The 18,002-nt window shown below is 60.0% G+C and carries 14 protein-coding genes and 1 pseudogene; 6 read left to right on the top strand and 9 right to left on the bottom strand.

Features of this window, described 5'->3' with window-relative positions; genetic code table 11:
* Positions 1-180: 180 nt before the first annotated feature.
* From ED655_RS09440 to ED655_RS09415, 6 genes are all read right to left on the bottom strand, one after another.
* Entirely contained in the window at positions 181-2,202 is a 2,022-nt protein-coding gene (locus ED655_RS09440; protein WP_122049965.1) for a phosphocholine-specific phospholipase C, read from the bottom strand.
* A 17-nt stretch (positions 2,203-2,219) separates the two neighbouring features.
* A complete protein-coding gene (locus ED655_RS09435; RefSeq protein WP_240993592.1) occupies positions 2,220-4,616 on the bottom strand; it encodes a TonB-dependent receptor in 2,397 nt (798 codons plus the stop codon).
* A gap of 140 nt (positions 4,617-4,756) precedes the next feature.
* Entirely contained in the window at positions 4,757-5,164 is a 408-nt protein-coding gene (locus tag ED655_RS09430; RefSeq protein WP_122049964.1) for a DUF2809 domain-containing protein, read from the bottom strand.
* 17 nt (positions 5,165-5,181) lie between these two features.
* Positions 5,182-6,060, bottom strand: a complete 879-nt coding sequence (locus tag ED655_RS09425) for a DUF817 domain-containing protein (RefSeq protein ID WP_122049963.1) — start codon at positions 6,058-6,060, stop codon at positions 5,182-5,184.
* A gap of 102 nt (positions 6,061-6,162) precedes the next feature.
* Positions 6,163-7,392: a TonB-dependent receptor domain-containing protein gene (locus tag ED655_RS09420; protein WP_122049962.1), complete on the bottom strand. Its 1,230-nt coding sequence runs from the start codon at positions 7,390-7,392 to the stop codon at positions 6,163-6,165.
* 30 nt (positions 7,393-7,422) lie between these two features.
* Positions 7,423-8,445 carry a TonB-dependent receptor plug domain-containing protein gene (locus ED655_RS09415; RefSeq protein ID WP_122049961.1) on the bottom strand — a complete coding sequence of 341 codons (1,023 nt, stop codon included), beginning with the start codon at positions 8,443-8,445 and terminating at the stop codon, positions 7,423-7,425.
* Between the two features lie 157 nt (positions 8,446-8,602).
* Here ED655_RS09415 and ED655_RS09410 point away from each other — a divergent pair, with 157 nt between their 5' ends.
* The 4 genes and pseudogenes from ED655_RS09410 to hmuQ all read left to right on the top strand — a co-directional run bounded on the left by ED655_RS09410 (position 8,603) and on the right by hmuQ (position 11,719).
* The gene (locus ED655_RS09410; RefSeq protein ID WP_122049960.1) at positions 8,603-9,535 is read left to right on the top strand and encodes a heme/hemin ABC transporter substrate-binding protein; all 933 of its coding nucleotides are present in this window, start codon (positions 8,603-8,605) and stop codon (positions 9,533-9,535) included.
* Entirely contained in the window at positions 9,532-10,548 is a 1,017-nt protein-coding gene (locus ED655_RS09405; RefSeq protein WP_122049959.1) for a FecCD family ABC transporter permease, read from the top strand. The genes ED655_RS09410 and ED655_RS09405 overlap by 4 nt, the downstream gene beginning before the upstream one ends.
* Positions 10,549-10,583: 35 nt before the next feature.
* Positions 10,584-11,372 (top strand): annotated as a pseudogene (locus tag ED655_RS09400) (ATP-binding cassette domain-containing protein); the annotation flags it as partial.
* A 32-nt stretch (positions 11,373-11,404) separates the two neighbouring features.
* Positions 11,405-11,719: a heme-degrading protein HmuQ gene (gene hmuQ, locus ED655_RS09395; RefSeq protein ID WP_031241083.1), complete on the top strand. Its 315-nt coding sequence runs from the start codon at positions 11,405-11,407 to the stop codon at positions 11,717-11,719.
* A gap of 172 nt (positions 11,720-11,891) precedes the next feature.
* On the opposite strand, the gene ED655_RS09390 is transcribed toward hmuQ, so the two are convergent.
* The 3 genes from ED655_RS09390 to ED655_RS09380 are packed head-to-tail and all read right to left on the bottom strand — an operon-like array spanning position 11,892 to position 14,935.
* Entirely contained in the window at positions 11,892-12,401 is a 510-nt protein-coding gene (locus ED655_RS09390) for a CinA family protein (protein WP_122049958.1), read from the bottom strand.
* The gene (locus ED655_RS09385; RefSeq protein WP_122049957.1) at positions 12,394-14,352 is read right to left on the bottom strand and encodes a lytic transglycosylase domain-containing protein; all 1,959 of its coding nucleotides are present in this window, start codon (positions 14,350-14,352) and stop codon (positions 12,394-12,396) included. The genes ED655_RS09390 and ED655_RS09385 overlap by 8 nt, the downstream gene beginning before the upstream one ends.
* On the bottom strand, positions 14,339-14,935 hold the full coding sequence (locus ED655_RS09380) for a TerC family protein (protein ID WP_122039668.1): 597 nt from the start codon (positions 14,933-14,935) through the stop codon (positions 14,339-14,341). Before ED655_RS09380 ends, ED655_RS09385 begins: the two co-directional genes overlap by 14 nt.
* Positions 14,936-15,117: 182 nt before the next feature.
* Here ED655_RS09380 and purB point away from each other — a divergent pair, with 182 nt between their 5' ends.
* Entirely contained in the window at positions 15,118-16,449 is a 1,332-nt protein-coding gene (gene purB, locus ED655_RS09375) for an adenylosuccinate lyase (RefSeq protein ID WP_122049956.1), read from the top strand.
* 98 nt (positions 16,450-16,547) lie between these two features.
* Positions 16,548-17,936, top strand: a complete 1,389-nt coding sequence (locus ED655_RS09370) for a sugar porter family MFS transporter (protein WP_023979207.1) — start codon at positions 16,548-16,550, stop codon at positions 17,934-17,936.
* Positions 17,937-18,002: the final 66 nt, after the last annotated feature.

Below are 18,002 nucleotides of genomic sequence, written 5' to 3'. Positions count from 1 at the left end.
CGTCTATTTTACGACAGCGCTAACGGCCTCGGGTGTGCAGGCCCGCGACAGCACAACCGTTCCTTACGCGCTCGGGAGAAAGGGTCGCGCCTTCATGAGGTCCTGTCCCTGTTCTCGCAACTATGGCTGTGTCGTTCTCGCTAACGATTACTCACGTCGTTTTCCTGATGAGACAGGCTTTCAGGCCGGGTTCCCACGCCCGAAATGCGGGTCCGACCGGCTGGGCGATCCGTTTTCGACATGACCCGCGAGAGAGAGAACAAGCTTGCCCGAACGGGTGACGCAATCGGCGTGATACCAGTGGTCACTGGCGGCAACCGGTATGGTGTGGTGCAAAACCTGCCCCGGTTGCAAGGAAAGGTCGTGTCGCTGCCCGGTATAGTGATCGATGAGCGAGAGCACGACGGGTTCGTTTGCACCGGTCCCCTGTCCCGCGCAGTTCAAGGACAGATGCAGGCTGTTACCGTTCGCCTGCGCAGTCAGGCCAATGCCGCTTTCGGGATCATGGAGACGGTAGAACCCGTTCGGCCCGTAGATCTCGACCGTGCCTGAGGCAGCACAGTGGAACATAGTGGTTGTCTTGCCTGCAACGGTCAGATGTTGGCTTGCTTCACCCGTCTGACGGATACGAAAAACTACACCCTGCTCAGCCGGGTTGGCAAAAACCAGTTTCGTCGGCGCATCGGCATGGCTGGTAACAGCGAAGCGATAAGGCAGAGCCCGGCTCGGACGCTGACCGGCCTCCTGCAGGGGCAGGCTGCCATGCTCTGGTACGAGCGGAGGCGGGTGTGCACAGGAAATTCGTGTCTGGGGCAGATACGCGCTCGTATCAGGAAGAGCCACGGACCACTTCGCATCAGGCTTGCTGAAATCGAAGGCAGAGGTCAGATCGCCGCAAACCGCACGGCGCCAGGGTGTAATGGTCGGGCAGGGAACATTGAATCGCTGCTCCAGAAACCGGATGACCGACGTATGGTCGAACACCTGCGAATTGACCCACCCGCCTTTTGTCCAGGGCGAGATGATCAGGGCGGGTACGCGGGGCCCGAGGCCGACAGGCTCGCCGTGATAGGCCTCACCGTCCGGAAGCTGGCCAGTTGCTGTCTGCGATGAAGGAACAGGCGGCGGTACGTGGTCGAAAAACCCGTCATTCTCATCATAATTCAGAATGAAAACAGTCTTGGCCCATGTGTCGGGGTGTCGAACGAAAATGTCGATCAGCTTGGAAATCAGATGCTCGCCAAAGCCGGGCGGCGCTTCGGGATGCTCCGACAGGGCCGCCGGTGGGACGATCCATGACACCTGAGGCAGCGTTCCATCGATAATGTCCTTCTCGAAGGCCTCCAGCAGGTAGCGCCCCTCCAGTTCGTGCATGTTCTCCTTGTTTGAGCCCGGAACGACAGCGCGCGCCTGACGATACCGCCAGTCCTGCTTGTCGAGATTACGGAACTGCCTGAAGGAGGCGAGGGGATTGTCGCCAAAATTGTCGTATTCCTGGTAGAATTTCCAGCTCACCCCGGCCTCCTCAAGGCGCTCGGGATAGGTCGTCCAGTCAAAAGGTGTGAAGGCGGGATTGTCGTGCGCCATATCGGCTGACCAGTTGCCGTCATCGACATTCTCGACCGCCTGTTTGCCATCAGCGCCGACGGCAAGGCCGTTTGTACCGGTAAAGAAATAGAGGCGATTGGGATTGGTCGGGCCGAAAATGGAAGCGTGATAGGCGTCGCAAATGGTGAAGGCGTCGGCCAGTGCGTAGTAATAGGGAATTTCTGCGCGGGTAAAATACCCCATCGTCATCGGGCTTTTATGGGGGACCCAGCCATCCCACTCGTTCCATGCGGACTGGGTGCCTTTCCAGCTATGGTCAAGGCTTTTGAGGCAGGCCGCCGAGGTATGGATCGTATCGAACAGGAAAGGCCATATGGCCCGGCCTGTTGCGTCCTTCTGGGCAAAGACCGGGCTCCCATCCGCCTGCTTTTCGGCGCGGGGGTCGCCAAAACCACGCACGCCACGCAAGGTGCCGAAGTAGTGATCGAACGCCCGGTTTTCCTGCATCAGGATAACGACATGCTTGACATCCCTGATCGTGCCGGTTTCACGATTGGCAGGGATGGCGAGGGCCTGACGCAGGTTTTCTGGCAACATGGTCCCCGCCAGCGCGGCAGCACCGAGATGAAGGAAATGCCGACGGCTGGGTTTCATGCTGACTGCTCCGGAACTCAGTTGAAATGCTTGCGGATCGTGAAGAAAACCATGCGCGGGGCTGCGGCCTGAAGCGTCTGGAATGTGCCGGACGGATCGGAATTGATAAAGCCGTTGCTGCCCACTGTCGCCACATAGCGCTTGTTGAACAGGTTGGAGACGTTGATCTGCGTATCCAGACCGCGGAGCCAGAAATTATGGCTCTTGAAGCGATAGCCGAGATTCAGGTTGAACACGTCATTGGCCGGCACATAGGCATCGTTCGTATAGGTGTAGTAACGTCGATCCTGGATCTGCATGAGCACGTTGCCCCAGATCTGCCCGTCATCATAGCCAAGCTGCACATTGGCCAGATTGCGCGGCATGCCGACCACGTTCTTGCCCTTGATGGCGGCCGAGACCTTGCCATCAGCCATCACATCATCCTCATAGAAGGAGTTGTTGAAGGCATAGGAAGCGAAAATCGACCAGTTGGGCGCGAACTGCCAGTTCACGGCGGTATCGATACCGCGTGAGATCACCCCGCCGACATTCGACAGAACAGAGGCGTTACCCTGAATACCCACACCCTGCGTCACAGCCAGCAGGCGATTGCCGAATTCGACATAGTAGCCGGTCACGGTCGCCTGGAATGTCCTGGTGTGATAGCGGTAGCCGAGTTCTTCCGTGTTGGACATTTCGGGCTTCAGCTTGCCCTGAAGCGCCTGGAAGCCGGCAACTGTGGTCGAGAACGGCCCCGAGGTCTGGGCGCTATCGAAGGCAGCCATGTTGCGCGCATAATCCACGAAGATTTCGTGGTTATGGTTGAACCGATAATTCGCGCCGATTTGAGGGAGGAAGCCATTGGTGGCGTTGAGCGAGCCCGAGGGATAGGCCGTGGGCATGGGGGTGCCAAGATAGCTGCCGTTCATGGCGCGTGCCGTGTTGTCCACGATCAGCGACTTGAAGCCGTAATTGACCTTCAGCTTCGGTGTGATCTTCCAGGTATCACCCAGATGGACCTGATAGGTCTTGGTGTTGAAGGCACTCTGCCACTGCGTTGCGAAGGCGTTGTCACGATACCAGTGCGTCGAGGAGGGTGAGCCATCCAGCGCCAGCGGGTAGAAGCGGCGTGCCTGGTTGAAATTGTTATTTTCGAACCAGAACCCGCCTTCGATGGCGTGGTTGGCGATCTTGTATGTCAGGCTGCCAATGAAACCGGCGCGATGGATATCGTATTCTGTCGTGCGGGTGGAAAGAGGGGAGCCACCAAGCTGTGTGGGTGTTGCCGTATAGGGCGTAACCCACACGCCTTCACCTGTGTTGGTGTGGCCATAACCCATGACATAGCCGGACAGGCGATTATTGATCCGGAAATCAAGCTTGCCATATCCCATGGCGTCCTCGCGCAGGCCGCCTGCATTATAATAGACAGTATCCTGATTTTCGATGCCTTTCGGAAAGGCGGTGCCATTCTGATAGGCATAGGCAATCTGCTTCGCGAGGGCGTAGTTGCCTGTGATATTGTCGAGATTATAGCCGTAAGTCTTGATCTGAGCGAGGGAGAGATCCTGATAGTCATTTTCGGCGCGCTTGGACCAGTCGCCAAAAACAGTCAGTTTCAGGTTGTCTCCCAATGGCTGGACATATTTCGCATTGGCCTGGTCCTGGCGCTGCACGCCGTCACCCTTCCATTTATTCGCGTCCTGATGGTCATAGGACACATAGAACTTGCCGCCGCCCTTGAGCATACCGCTATTGATGCGGGCGAAGGTACGCCAGGTGGAGGCGGAGCCGATCGTGCCACTGACATCGGCGCCGAATTTGTCTGACGGATCAATGGAGGTGAATTGAAGCGCACCACCGAGGTCATTGGATGCTGCGACACCCACAGCCCCTGCGCCCTGCGTTAGCGTGGCGGGGCCGTTATTCTCGGTTTGCAAGGCGCGACCGATAGAAAGCCCGTTATCATTGCCATAGGCCAGATTGCCGAGCGGGACGCCATCAAAGGTGAAGCCAAGCCGGCTCTGGTCAAAGCCACGGATGATGATCTGCTGCGACCATTCATAGGAGCCCAGCGGATCGGACGAGGTGAACATGACCCCCGGCAGTTTAGACAGCGCCTTGAACGGGCTCGTACCCGGTGTGTATTCCTGAATGGCCGTGCGGGAGATCGTCTGTGTTTCGCGGGCCTGACCAGCGCCGAGAACAATGATCGATTCAGGCGATTTTGCCTCGACCGCGGTTTTTGGCTCGGCAGCTGTCGCAGTTGCACGCTTGCGGGCTGGCTGGGCCTGTCGCGTCTTTTTTTTCTGGTTTGGCTGTGCCGCGTCACGCTGGGCGACCGTAACATTCTGGGCCATCGCCGCGGGGTGCATTGCGACAAGCAGGGCAGGGAGGCTGGCCGAGATAATGAGACGATGTCTGAGTTTCATTGATAGGAGCCGTTTCGTCCGAGAGGGTCACGATGCGGCTCGTCATTATCGTGACAGGACGTGTCAAAGTATTATGGTTTTATTAAAATCAAATCGGAAACAAAACATTCATCACTCTGTCATATAGTAAATCTCCAACCTTAGTTGTGCTGTGTTGATTTCAGCGCAAGCGTTGTGACCAGAGCAAACGCAATTCCCGTGATGTAGGCGATCAGATTGAGCCACGAGAATTGTTGGCCTAGCAGGAAATGTCCCACACTATTGCGCCGTAGCGTCTCCAGAGCGTCACAATGAGCCAGCTTGATGCACTCGCTGGCGCCGGCTCCAAGGGCAGCGAGAAGGAGCGTGACCCGCAAGGATTTCCCACCTGTGAGCAGCAGGGCAAGGAACCAGAACATGGCCCCCCAGAGAATGGATCCGCTCCATTTCCTGAACATCGGAGGCAAGCCGAGAGGGGCGAGGCGACAGAACAGACCCAGCGTCATGACAAGCAGGCACAGCCCCAGTGAATGGAGACGTCCCGGAATCTCATGCCGGGGAGGGAGCAAATCTCTCTCTGCCAGTCTCACCGCCCTCCTGCCTCCACGGCGTTTTCGAGTTCTCGCGGACGATCAGGCCGCAGAAGCATTGTGACCGTGATGAAAGCAACGTAGAGCAGCAGATACCACGAAACGAGTTTCTGGGGATGGACGACCCATGTGAAATCACGCTTTGCGTAAAGCCATGTTCCCGTAAAGGTGCCGATATTTTCCGCAATCCACAGGGCTATACTTGAGAAAAAGGCGGCCAAGGGCAATGGCATACGCCAGAACACATCGACGATCCGATAATGGATGACGCAGTGCCGGTAAAGAAGAACGGTCGCGAGGACGAGCAGCCAGCGCAGGTCCGGAAGATAATGGTGCGTGAAGAAATTGGCATAGATGGCAAGCGCCAGCAGCAGTGAAAGCCTGAAATCCGGATAAGGCTCAAAGCCCATATCGAACAGGCGTATGACACGCGCCATGTAACTGCCTACCGAGGCATACATGAAGCCCGAAAAGAGCGGCACATGAAGGATCTTGAAGAAACCGGGCTCGGGGTAGGCCCATGATCCGGCGGACACCTTGAACCACTCCATGGCCGTGCCCGTGATATGGAAAGCCAGAATGATCAGGGCTTCTCTTCCGGTTTCGAGCCTGAAGAGAAGAAACAGGATCTGGGTCGCGATGGCGAACAGGAAAAGCGCGTCGTAACGGGCAATCGCCCATTGCGGTAACCAGATCCAGTGTGAGACCAGAATGGCCGCCAGCATCAGCCCGCCAAACAGGCAGGCCCAGCCCTGCTTGAGGACGAAGAGAACAAAAAGACCTGAGAATCCATGAAGATATTTTCTGACCACACGCCCGAGTTCGTGCTCGAGATTGGCTGTTGCGCTGGCATCGGGTTGGGACGGGGCGTTCATGGCGCGGCTCCTTGTCGTTTGCCGCGCCATTGCCGCACCCCGTGCCCAAAGGCAAGAGGCGCATCCCCCGCTCTCAATACCTAGCGAGGCAGGAAGCTGCGCTCAGCGGGAAAGAGCGAAATTGAGCCCCCCCATAACGGTCAGGCCTTGATTGGGAATGGTCGAGATCTGGCTCGTATAATAGCGACGATTGGTGATGTTATCGGCATTGATGAACGCCTGAATCTGATGGGTGATCTGGTAAGAGCCGAACATGTCGAACACCACATAACCGCCTTGCTTGGGGTAGAGCGCCGTGCTGCTTGAGGGTCTGCCGAGCGTTTGCGTAGCGGCCCGAATACGGGCACCGAGCGAGAGCTTGTCGTCGAAAAGATGCAGCCCGACCGTCCCTGCCAGAACTGAACGTGGCGGCGTGGTGAGCATGGCGCCGAAGCCGGTGTAATCGGCGCGCGGCAGCTTTGTGGTCGTGTTGGTGTAGGACAGCGTTGCAAAGACCAGGCGGTTATCGTAGCGCGCCTGCCCCTCGAAGCCGTGCGTGAAGGTGTTACCCGCCATGTTCTGGTAGAAATACCCGTAGGTCGGGATATAGGAGCCAGCCGCCGGACGCCCGATCACACGCGTCTGGGCGATATAGTTCTTGATGCGCGTGTCGAAATAATCGCCGTCGAATGTTACCTTGTCGCCATCCGTCAGCACGTCACGATAATGTAGCTTGGCACCAATTTCCCAGCCATAGGTCTGCTCAGGCGCGAGATTGGGGTTGGGAATGAATTTGAGGAAGCCAAGGCCCGGATGCGAGCTGGCCATGAACATCTCGGTGACGGCGGGCGGGCGAAAACCGAGACCGTAGCTCCCATAAAGCTGCAGGCCATGCACCGGCGTAACGGCCAATGTTACCTTGGGATTGACGGCATCGGCGCCTCGGGAGGCGCTGAAGGCACCCGCATTGACGGACGTGAAGCCTGAGGCCTGATTAACCCCGCTGCCAGAGGCATGATAGGTGTCGTAGCGCAGGGCGCCCGTCAGCTGCACGATCTTCCAGTTCAGGGCGAGCTGGGTGAAGGCGCTGCCAACCCCGCGCCCGCCTGAAGGGGTGGACCCCTCATAGCCCGTCTGGTCCTTCGTCTTGACGGAGTCATGATAGTATTCGCCGCCATAATTGAGCGAGGCGAGCACGGGGCCAATCGGGAATTGCGAGGTGTTGTCCGCCTCGAAGCCCAGCGTGGTCAGGTTGTATTTCGTCAGATTGGCCGCAGCGAGGGTGCTGGCGCGATAGGCCGGCATGGCATTGTCCAGCCCGGTGGAGACCACATAGCCCTTGACGTGCAGCAAGATGAGCTTGTTGTCGTGCGGTGTGAAGCGTTACTCCAGATTGCCCTGGTTGTTCTGTATCTTGTTGCCCGCGTAGATGCCTTCGGTGCCCTGTCCGAATTCATTGTGATAGATGACTGTCCCCAGGGTCAGGCTCTGGTCCATGCCGGGCTTGATGTCGATCTTGAACAAGCCGGACTGCATACGCTGGTAGGTATCGGGAATGCGCGTGCCGGCGCCATCCTCGTAATCGCCTGAGCTGCGCATGCTGAAGGCTGCGGCCAGACCCAGCCAGGGGCGCACCCTGACACCTGCGCCAACCACGCCCGAACCGTCATAATTATTGGTGCCGCCCAGTGCGCGTGCCATCACGCCATAGCGTTTACCTGAATCGACCAGATCATCAACGCCCAGCGTGTGCATGTTCACAACGCCCGCGATGGCACCCGCACCATCAGCGGTCGAGACCGTGCCACGAGAGACATCCAGCCCCGCGAGTAAGGCCGGGTCGACGTAGACACTGCCATTCGCGCCATGGCTGCTGGTCTGGAAGTCCTGCCTGGCGCCATCCACCATGACATTTACACGTCCGAAATCCTGCATGCCGCGTATGGAAATCGCGAGGGAGGGGGAGCCATCATTCTGGAAATAGACGCCTGGTAGCCCTGTGAGGATCATGTAGGGCTCGGTAGGGGCGACACGGAGCATGTCATTGCGGGTCAGTGTTGAGCTCGCCTGCGGCACGGCGATTTCGTTCGTTCCGTGAACCTTCACGCTCGGCAGGGTGATCTCGTTGCCATTGCTGCGGGTTACGGTGCCGGACCGTGCTTCTGCGCGCGCCAGTTGCGTGGCTCCGGTCGCGGTCGTTGTGCTCGCTGCCGCACGCGCTGATGGGGGAGAGGCGTGTGCGCTGCCAGTCGGCGTGTGCCGGTTTTGCACCTTTTGAAGCGCGTGAGGTCCCAGATCCTGACCGGTAGACGGGGCATTGCCTGTCTGGGCGCGTGCCTGAACCGGAGCGAGGGTGATCAGGGCGAGTGACGTCGAAAGAGAAAGTACCCGGCGGGTAGTGATCATGGCGTTGGCCCTGCGAGTCGATGAATGATGTTGCGAACGGTTATTGAGAATGACTCGCACTTGCAAGACGTAAAAACATCCTTTAAATCACCGCTCCATCGGGTGAGGGAAACCGGCCACACAGCCCCCATCTCCCCGCAGAAAAGGGTCAGGAACCATGAGCATCAGGTTGTTTGGACGGCGTCAGTTCGGGCTCTCGGCATTGGCAACCGGCGTTTCCGGAGCCGCTTCGCGCGCTGCGCGGGCCGGTGAGGCCCGCCCCATACGCGTAGAGGATTGCCGCGGTCGTCATGTCACGCTGGGCACCATGCAGCGCATGGTTTCGATCGGTGGCACGATTACCGAGACGCTTTATGCGCTTGGTGTCGGAGAGCGGATCATCGGGGTCGATATTACCTCGACCTACCCGGTTGCAGCCCTGCGCGAAAAGAAATCGGTCGGCTATATGCGGCAGCTTTCATCGGAAGGGGTCTTGTCCTTACGGCCCGATCTGGTGCTCGCGATGAATGATTCCGGGCCACCCAACGCGCTCGACCAGCTCATGGAATCACCTGTCCCGATCGTTATGATCGATTCAACGCCATCTCTCGAAGGTGTGAAGAACCGCATCCTGAGGCTCTCGCGCATCGTGGGTGCCGAGGAGCAGGGGGCGTCGATGGTGGTGCGTTTCGATAACCAGCTGCGCACGCTTAAGGCATGGAAAGAACTGCACCCCAAAAAGGCCCGCGTGCTGTTTGTCATGCGTGTGGTCAATGGACGACCTATGTCCGCTGGAACCGGGACGGCGGCCGATGCCATCATAACGCTCGCGGGCGGTATCAACGCCGGAAGCGGCATGCAGGGCTACAAGGCGTTGGAGCGCGAAGCCCTGATCGGGCTGCAACCGGACGTCATTCTCATGATGAGTCAGGGCGGACAGTCCATGCGGGATGCCCTCCTTGCGGATGAGGCCGTCAAACTCACACCCGCCGGGCAGAGAGGGGCGATTATCGACATGGAGGGGGAGAAGCTCCTTGGCTTCGGGCCGCGTACTGCCGAAGTCGCGCTCGAGCTGGCTCAGGAAATTGCCCGCCACGCGCTGCCTGCATGAATGTGCGACGTCTCAACCCGGTCTCGGCCTTCGTCCTGCTGGGGCTCGGGCTTGTGTCGAGCTTTCTTCTTGCTCTGGCCTCTGGCGCGACCGGTTTCGGCTTTTTCCCCCACGGCGTGAGCGATCCGCAGGTCATGCGGCTTGTCGTCATGGGCATCCGTCTGCCGCGTATCGTTCTGGCCATCCTCGTTGGGGCGGGGCTCGGGGCGGCAGGGGCGGTCATGCAGGGCATGTTCCGCAACCCGCTGGCTGATCCCGGCCTTATTGGTGTGTCGTCAGGTGCAGCGCTGGGGGCGACGCTGATGATCGTTCAGGGCACATTATGGTTTGGTGACACCGCTCTGGCCCATTGGGGTATTCCGGCTGGCGGCATGATGGGCGCCTGCGTGATGACTGCCGGGCTCCAGGCGTTTGCAACGCGCCAGGGGCGTCTTTCGACCAGTCGTCTCGTTCTTGCAGGTGTGGCACTCGGCGCTCTTGCCTCGTCCGCGACCGGCATCCTGCTTTACAGGGCCAATGATACGGCGTTGCGCGATCTGACATTCTGGACCATGGGCAGTCTCTCTGGCGTACGCTGGCCCGAGATCGAAATTCTGGCGCCGCTCACCATCGTCTCTCTTCTGTTGCTCTGGGCGCTCTCACGACCGCTCAACCTGCTGCTGGCCGGTGAGGAGAATGCCGCGCTCATGGGGTGCCATGTGAGGCGGGTGAAATATCTTTGTCTGTTCGCCGTTACGCTTGCAGTGGGGCCGGCCGTATCGTTTTCGGGCGTGATCGGGTTTGTCGGGGTGATCGTGCCTCATCTTGTTCGCCTTGCGAGCGGGCCCGACCATCGGATCCTTATCCCGGCCAGCGCCATGCTTGGCGCCATTCTGCTGGTTCTGTCCGACACTTTGGCCCGCATCATTGCGCCTCCTTCCGATGTGCCGGTCGGCATTATCACGGCGGCGCTGGGTGCGCCTGTTTTCATCTGGCTTCTGATGCGCAGCAGTGATCAGGAGATTCCGGCGTGAGTCTGATGCTCGATAGTGTCTCTGTCGTTCATGACGGGCGTTTGTTGCTCGAGAGTGTGTCCCTCACGCTCTCGCCGGGGGAGATGATTGCGGTAATCGGGCCCAACGGAGCAGGCAAGACGACGCTCATGCGTGTTGCTTCCGGATTGCTCGCGCCAAGTTCGGGCCATGTCACACTCGACGGCACGCCGCTGCATCGTTTCTCCCCCGCCAGCCTCGCTGCCCGACGCGCCATGCTGACGCAGGACCAGAACCTTGATGCCCGCTTTTCGGTGGGTGAGCTGGTGAGGTTCGGGGTCCAAGCTCGGGGCCCGTCTCGCGTGAGCCTCGACGCGCTTGTTACCCGAACCCTTAAGGAAGTCGGTCTGGCTGCGTTCAGTGAGCGTGACATCACCAGTCTTTCGGGTGGGGAGCGTCAACGCGCGCATCTTGCACGTATTCTGGTGCAGCTGCGCTGGCATGGCCATGAAGGATACCTGTTGCTGGACGAGCCCGTTTCAGCACAGGATATCGCTCGTCAGGGGCAGGTTCTGTCTCTCGCGCGGGCGTGTACGGGCAAGAACGGCGTGTGCAATGGCAGAAAGGCTGCAGGCAATGGCTGTCTCGCCATCTTACACGATCTGAACTGGGCCGCCGCTTTTGCCGACAGGGTTGTGGTGCTTGCACGGGGGCGGATTTACGACGCCGGCCCTCCTGAGGACGTCATAACACCTTCCATGCTCCGGGACGTATTCGGTCTGACCGATGTCGTTCCGGGGTGCCATCGTGAGACAGGGCGGCCATTTCTGCTGCCGCATGATCTCGTTCCGCCCCGTTTCTCATGAGTAATATCAATAAGATTGTGAAAGTATCGTCGATGTATATCGCCATGAACAGGTTTCAGGTTTTGCCCGAGAGCGAGGAGGCCTTTCGCCAGCGCTGGCTTGACCGCGAGGTCCTGCTGACAACTGTGCCAGGGTTTGTCTCGTTTTCGCTTCTGCGCGGGCCGGTCAAGGATGACCATATTCTCTGGTCATCTCACACCATCTGGTCATCCGAGCAGGCATTTCGTGACTGGACCCAGTCCGAACAGTTTCGCAAGGCGCATGCTGGTGCGGGTGGCAACAAGCCCCTGACACTGGGGCCGCCGGTGTTCGAGGGCTTCGAGGTCGTCCAGCATATCGATAACTGAAACTGGTGCCTCCGGGCGGAAATCCTGACCGGCATGACTGCCTGATGCCGGTTCGGGATCTCTCACCCTCGGTACGCTGTGCGAACCGAAGCGGGGACTGATCGCAAGACGCGTTGCGATGCCTTATCTCGCGCGTGCCACGCACGAGATCAGGCATCTGCATGGCGTGTGCTTATGTGCCGAGGCGCGTCAGGATCAGGTCGAAGGCACGCTCGACCGTGGCCGCGCGCACATCATTGCGGTCACCGGAGAAATGAGCCGTTTCCAGTACGGGATTTCTGGTCCCCTCCATGACACACAGGCAGACCGTGCCGACGGGCTTGTCCGCCGTGCCGCCCGCCGGACCGGCTATACCGGTGACGGCAACAGCGATGGTCGCGTTTTCGGCACGGTCGAGGGCGCCCATGGCCATCTCTGTTGCGACAGCCTCGCTGACGGCACCGTGACGTTCGAGGGTACGCTCGGCAACATCCAGAGCATCCATCTTCATGGCGTTGGAATAGCTGACGATCCCGCCCTCGATCACGTCTGACGATCCTGCAAGCGATGTGAGCATCGCCGCAATCAGCCCCCCTGTGCAGCTCTCTGCGGTCACAAGGCGTGCCCCACGCTGACGCAGGAAATCAAGAACGGCTTGCGCCTTTTCTGTCAGGCTGGTTGGAACGAGAGCTGATTCAGCCATGATGATTGACCTCCAGCACACGATAGAGCGCCATGTTTTCCTCGACGCGCTGGATATAGGAGCGTGTCTCCTCGTAGGGCAGGCTCTCGATCCAGTCGACCATCCCCTCCTGGGTAAGGGGCTGGGGCAGGGGGAGGCTGGCCAGCCATTGATCGGTGCGATGAGGCCCCGCATTATAGGCGGAGAGAACAACAGGCACGACATTGCCGAAGCGCTGCAAAAGCTGCGCCAGATAGGCGCGCCCCAGCGTGAGGTTCGTTGAAGGGTCCCGCAGGCCACTGGCGCTCGTATCGACCCCGGCAAGACCTGCACGACGGGCGACATCCCGTGCTGTGCCTGTCTGAAGCTGCATCAGGCCGATGGCCTTGGCCGGGCTCGAAACATGCGCGTCAAAACTGCTTTCCTGGCGCGCTACAGCAAGGGCGAGCCCATGTGGCAGGCCGTCCCCCTCGGCCTGCACGCCATCGAGAACGGGCCAGCCTTCGGGATACAGCGCTGCGCCCAGACGACCTGTGCGACGCGCTGCGAACACAGCAGGCTCAAGCACATCAATGGACAGGCTGAAACGTGCCAGGGCTGCCTGACCGGCGGCATCCTGCACCTGGGCATAGCCCATCATCAGGAACTCACGGGCGTGGTCATCGTCTCCGCGCTCATGCAGCAGGCGGGCGGCTTCGATGAGATCACCGCGCGAGACCGGGCCGCTGGAGAGCGACGGCACGCGTGCGAGGGCCTGAGCCAGACTGGGCACGTCACCGCCATCGGGGAGCAGTGTATCGCTTTTTCCTGACAGCGCGGCCTGTGCCAATTGCCCGTAAAATGTCGTGGGCATTGTGGCCGCCTGACGCCATGCGGCATTGGCCTCGCTCTGTGCACCCTCCGCGGCGTAGGCGCGTCCGAGCCAGTAATAGCCGCGGCTTCTGGTGATCAGGCTCGTCTGACGGGTGAGGGGAGAAAACGCCTCCCGTGCCAGGACAGGGTTTTTGACAAAACGCAGGTCGATCCACCCACGCAGGAAGCGCGCCTCCAGCGCGGGGGCGGTACTGAGGGGTAATGTCGTGTCATCGGCCAGGATACGCGCCTGCGGTACGTTGCCCTGCACGAGGAAAGCGCGCGCCAGGCCAAGGCGCTCATTGGTCCAGTCGGTTGATGGTACGTGCTTCTGGGCGGCAAAGCCGTTGCTTTGCCAAAGGGCGAAAGCGACATCCGGCGTCTCGTAGCGCCGAAGCTGCCGCAGGCGCGCCAGCATGATCTGTGGCTCGGCGCGTTGTGCGTCGGTAAGGGAAGCGAATTGCGCCGCTGAATCCGGGGCGTTGGAAAGCAGCGCGATCAGCACACGCGCTGTTCCCTGCCGGGAGGGAGCCAGTAGCGAAACCTGTCGCCCTGCTGCCGTGAACTGGCGTGTGCGCAGTAGGCGCTGGAAACGCGCCCAGTGATCGTCAGGGGTCAGGCTCGTTGCGTATTCCGCAAGGATGAGGCTGGAATCGGTCTCCCGATCCGCGCCGTTACGCCAGATGCGACGCGCCTGACTGGCAGCGTCGGGCAGAAGGGTTGCGCAACGCATGAAGGCCTGTACGCCAGTAAGCGGCTCACGTGGGCAAAGTGACGCCAGTTCGCTGTCGCTCGTACGCGTTGCCAGTGCCTGCTGGTAGCGCGACAACATGACGGAGCGTTCGGGCCAAGCGGGGGTGATATCCAGAAAATCGGCATAGGCGCGCGCCGAGATGCCGGGATCCGGTTTGATCAGAGCAAGCCAGGAGTCGAGGCGTGAGGCGACATCCCCCGGTGCACTGGTGACAGGAGGCACGATCGAGGATGTCGCCGCGCTATCACCGCCCTCATCTGGAGCTGCGGCCTCGGTAATCGGTGGGGTGGGCTCCTGGGCGTGAGTGCTGCAGCCGCCAAGCAGAAGAAGCGTGCTGGTCAAAAGGAGAGATTTAGCCCGCGACATGATGCACCACCTCGATACTCCCCTTGTAGATCAGCTCACAGGCGACAAAGGCCACAATGGCGAGACCCAGCCACGCAATCCAGCGATAGCGTTCGAGCAGCTTTGCCACGAGCGTCGCCGCCACACCCATGAGCACGACAGAGAAGGCGAGACCAGTCACAAGCACGTAGGGATGACCTAGCGAGGCGCCTGCAACCGCAAGCACGTTGTCGAGGCTCATGGATAGATCGGCGAGGATGATCCGGAAGATCGCCTGACCCAGCGTGCCGCTGCGCGTCTCCCCCTCGGCGGGTTCGGGGTGGCGCATCTCCTGGTACATTTTCCAGCAAACCCAGAGCAGCAACAGCCCGCCTGCAAGGGTGAGGCCAATAACGGCCAGTAGCTGCGACGCCACAAGGGCAAGAACGATACGCATGAGCGCCGCACTCGCGACCCCCACGATGATGGCCTTGCGTCGCTGGGCTGCGGGCAGGCCGCGCACCACCATGCCAATAACGACGGCATTATCGCCCGCCAGGGTGATGTCGATCATGACAACCTGGGCAAGCGCGATCAGGGCGTGCCAGGTGAGATCAGGCGCCACATTATCCTCCACATATCTTCAGGGCCCGGAGCCTAGCGGCCAGACGGGGTGCGCGCAATTATACGCACCCCAACGCAGGGTGTTCGTCTGGAAGGTGTTCGTGACGTGCGTATTGCGGTAAGAGGGCCCGATCCGGACTCTCCGCTCTCGCAGCGTTTTCTTCCCGAAGGAGCCTTACCGTCATGGTGCCACGCTATAGCCGCCCTGAAATGACCGCCATCTGGTCGCCTGCCAACCGCTATCGTATCTGGTTCGAGATCGAGGCGCTGGCCTGTGAGGCGATGGCAGAGCTGGGCGACATGCCGAAGGAAGCGGCGCAGGTCATTCGCGAGCGTGGTGACGCCGCCATGGCCGCGTTCTCGGACGAGGATCTGGCCCGTATCGACGAGATCGAGGCCGTGACGCGTCATGATGTGATCGCGTTCCTGACATGGCTGGCTGAGAAGATCGGCCCGGAGAGCCGCTTCGTGCATCTTGGCATGACGTCCTCCGACGTTCTGGATACGTGCTTTTCAGTCCAGCTCGTTCAGGCAACCGATCTGCTGCTCGAAGATCTTGATGCTGTACTGGCCGCACTGAAGAAGCAGGCTTTCGCTCACAAGAACACCGTCACGATCGGCCGCTCGCATGCCATTCATGCCGAGCCGACCAGCTTCGGGCTCAAGCTCGCTGGCCATTATGCCGAGTTCGCCCGCAATCGTGAGCGCCTGCTGGCAGCCCGCAAAGAAATTGCCATCTGCGCGATTTCAGGCGCTGTAGGCACCTACGCCCATATCGACCCCCGTGTGGAAGAATTCGTGGCAGCGCGTCTTGGCCTTGCCGCCGAGGATGTTTCGACGCAGGTCATCCCGCGCGACCGTCATGCCGCATTCTTCTGTGCTCTTGGCGTGATTTCGAGCGGTATCGAGCGTCTGGCTGTCGAGGTGCGTCACCTCCAGCGTTCGGAAGTGCGCGAGGCGGAAGAATTCTTCCATCCCGGGCAGAAGGGCAGCTCGGCCATGCCCCACAAGCGTAATCCGGTGCTTTCAGAGAATCTTACCGGTCTGGCGCGTCTGATCCGTTCGCACGTCATCCCGGCGCTTGAAAACGTGGCCCTTTGGCATGAGCGCGATATCAGCCACTCCTCTGTCGAGCGCAACATCGGCCCCGATGCCACGATTGGCCTCGATTTCGCACTGATGCGCCTGGCAGGCATGATGGACAAGCTGGTGGTGTATCCCGAGCGCATGATGGCCAATCTCGAATCGCTGGGTGGTGTCGTCCATTCGGGCGAGGTCCTGCTCGCTCTTGCCCGCTCGGGCATCTCGCGTGAGGACGCCTATCGTATCGTGCAGCGCAATGCGATGGAGACCTGGACGAAACTCGGGACACCGGAAGCTCGGAGCTTCCGTGAGAATCTGGATGCGGATCCCGAGGTCGCTGGTCGGGTCGATTCAACGGTGCTGGATGAGGCTATGGACAGCACACGACATCTTGTTGCCGTAGACCGCATATATGACAAGGTTTTTGGTTGAGATCCCACATTATGTGTTGACCTTGTGGCGTCTAATTGTGGAAGTAACGTGTTTGTAATCTCAAGCACGTTCATCCGGACCAAGACGAAAGCTGACCAATGGCTTCCACATCGCGCCCACGAGGGCATGCACTAACGAACTTCATCGCCGTTATCGCGGCGACGGGCGGCCTCCTTTTCGGGTATGATACTGGCATTATCTCGGCCGCCCTGCTTCAGCTCACGCCGCAATTCCAGCTGACCACGGAAAGCGCCGAGATCGTTACCTCGGCCGTTATTCTCGGTGCGCTGATCGGTTGTATCTCGGCAGCACCGCTTTCGGATCGTCTGGGTCGTCGTCGTACGATCATCGCTGCGGCGACACTGTTCCTCATCGGAACGGTGATCGTGACCTTCGCGCACACCGTCGCCATCCTGACCTTTGCCCGCCTTATCCTTGGGCTTGCCATCGGTGCCTCCTCGCAGATCGTGCCGATCTACATTGCCGAGATCGCGCCGCCCGAGCGTCGTGGTTCGCTCGTGGTCGCGTTCCAGTTTGCCATTGCCTTTGGTCAGCTTATCTCCTTCATCACCGGCTATCTGCTTCAGGATTACTCCTGGCGCCTGATGTTCGGCCTGGGTGTCATTCCGGCGGTCATCCTTTTTGTCGGTATGCTTTTCCTGCCCAACAGCCCGCGCTGGCTGGCCATGCAGGGTGAATTCGAGCGTGCTCGCACCGTTCTGCGTAGCGTGCGTCGCACCGATGCCGAGGCTGACCGCGAACTGCAGGAAATTCAGGACCAGCACGACGAGAAGGCCCCGCTTTCCGAAGTGTTCAAGCCCTGGGTTCGTCCGGCTACCATCGCGGCCGTCGGTATTGCACTGCTGTGCCAGCTTACGGGCATCAACGCGGTTATGTATTACGCGCCGACCATTTTTGCCGATGCTGGATTTGGTCAGTCATCCGCTCTGCTGACCTCGGTTGCGGTCGGTGTTTCGATGGTTGGCACGGTCGCGTTCGGCGGCTGGGCTGTCGATGCCTGGGGGCGTCGCACCCTGATGCTCCGCATGATCCCCGGTGCTGTCGTCTCGCTCGTTCTGCTGGGCTTCATGTTCTTCACCGGCCAGACGCATGGTTGGGGTGCATTTGTGACTGCCGCTGCCGTCGTGGGTTATGTCGTGTTCAACGTCGGCAGTCTGTCGGTGGCGATCTGGCTGGTGGGTGCCGAAGTGTTCCCGCTGTCCTGCCGTGGCACGGGCATGAGCCTTGTTGCTGCCAGCCACTGGGGCGCAGATCTGATCATCTCTCTCACGACGCTCAGCATGGTGAAGGCGCTCGGCGCTGGCGGGACGTTCTGGCTCTTCGCAGCCGTGAATGCCGTCTCGTTCTTCTTCGTGCTGCGTTATGTGCCCGAGACACGGGGCCGTTCGCTCGAACAGCTCGAGGCATCCCTGCGTGACGGCACCTTTGCGCCCATCGCTCGCGCCAAGGCTGCTGCTGCCGAATAAGACGACAGGCGCTCTCCTGTCATGGCGACAGGGGACGATCATGGGTATGAACGGCGTTGCTCCGCT

Origin of the sequence: Asaia bogorensis (assembly GCF_900465345.1) — a bacterium.
Lineage (GTDB): Bacteria > Pseudomonadota > Alphaproteobacteria > Acetobacterales > Acetobacteraceae > Asaia > Asaia bogorensis_A.
The sequence above is the reverse complement of the archived record's forward strand: the minus strand, read 5'-3'. Positions and strand labels throughout refer to the sequence as shown.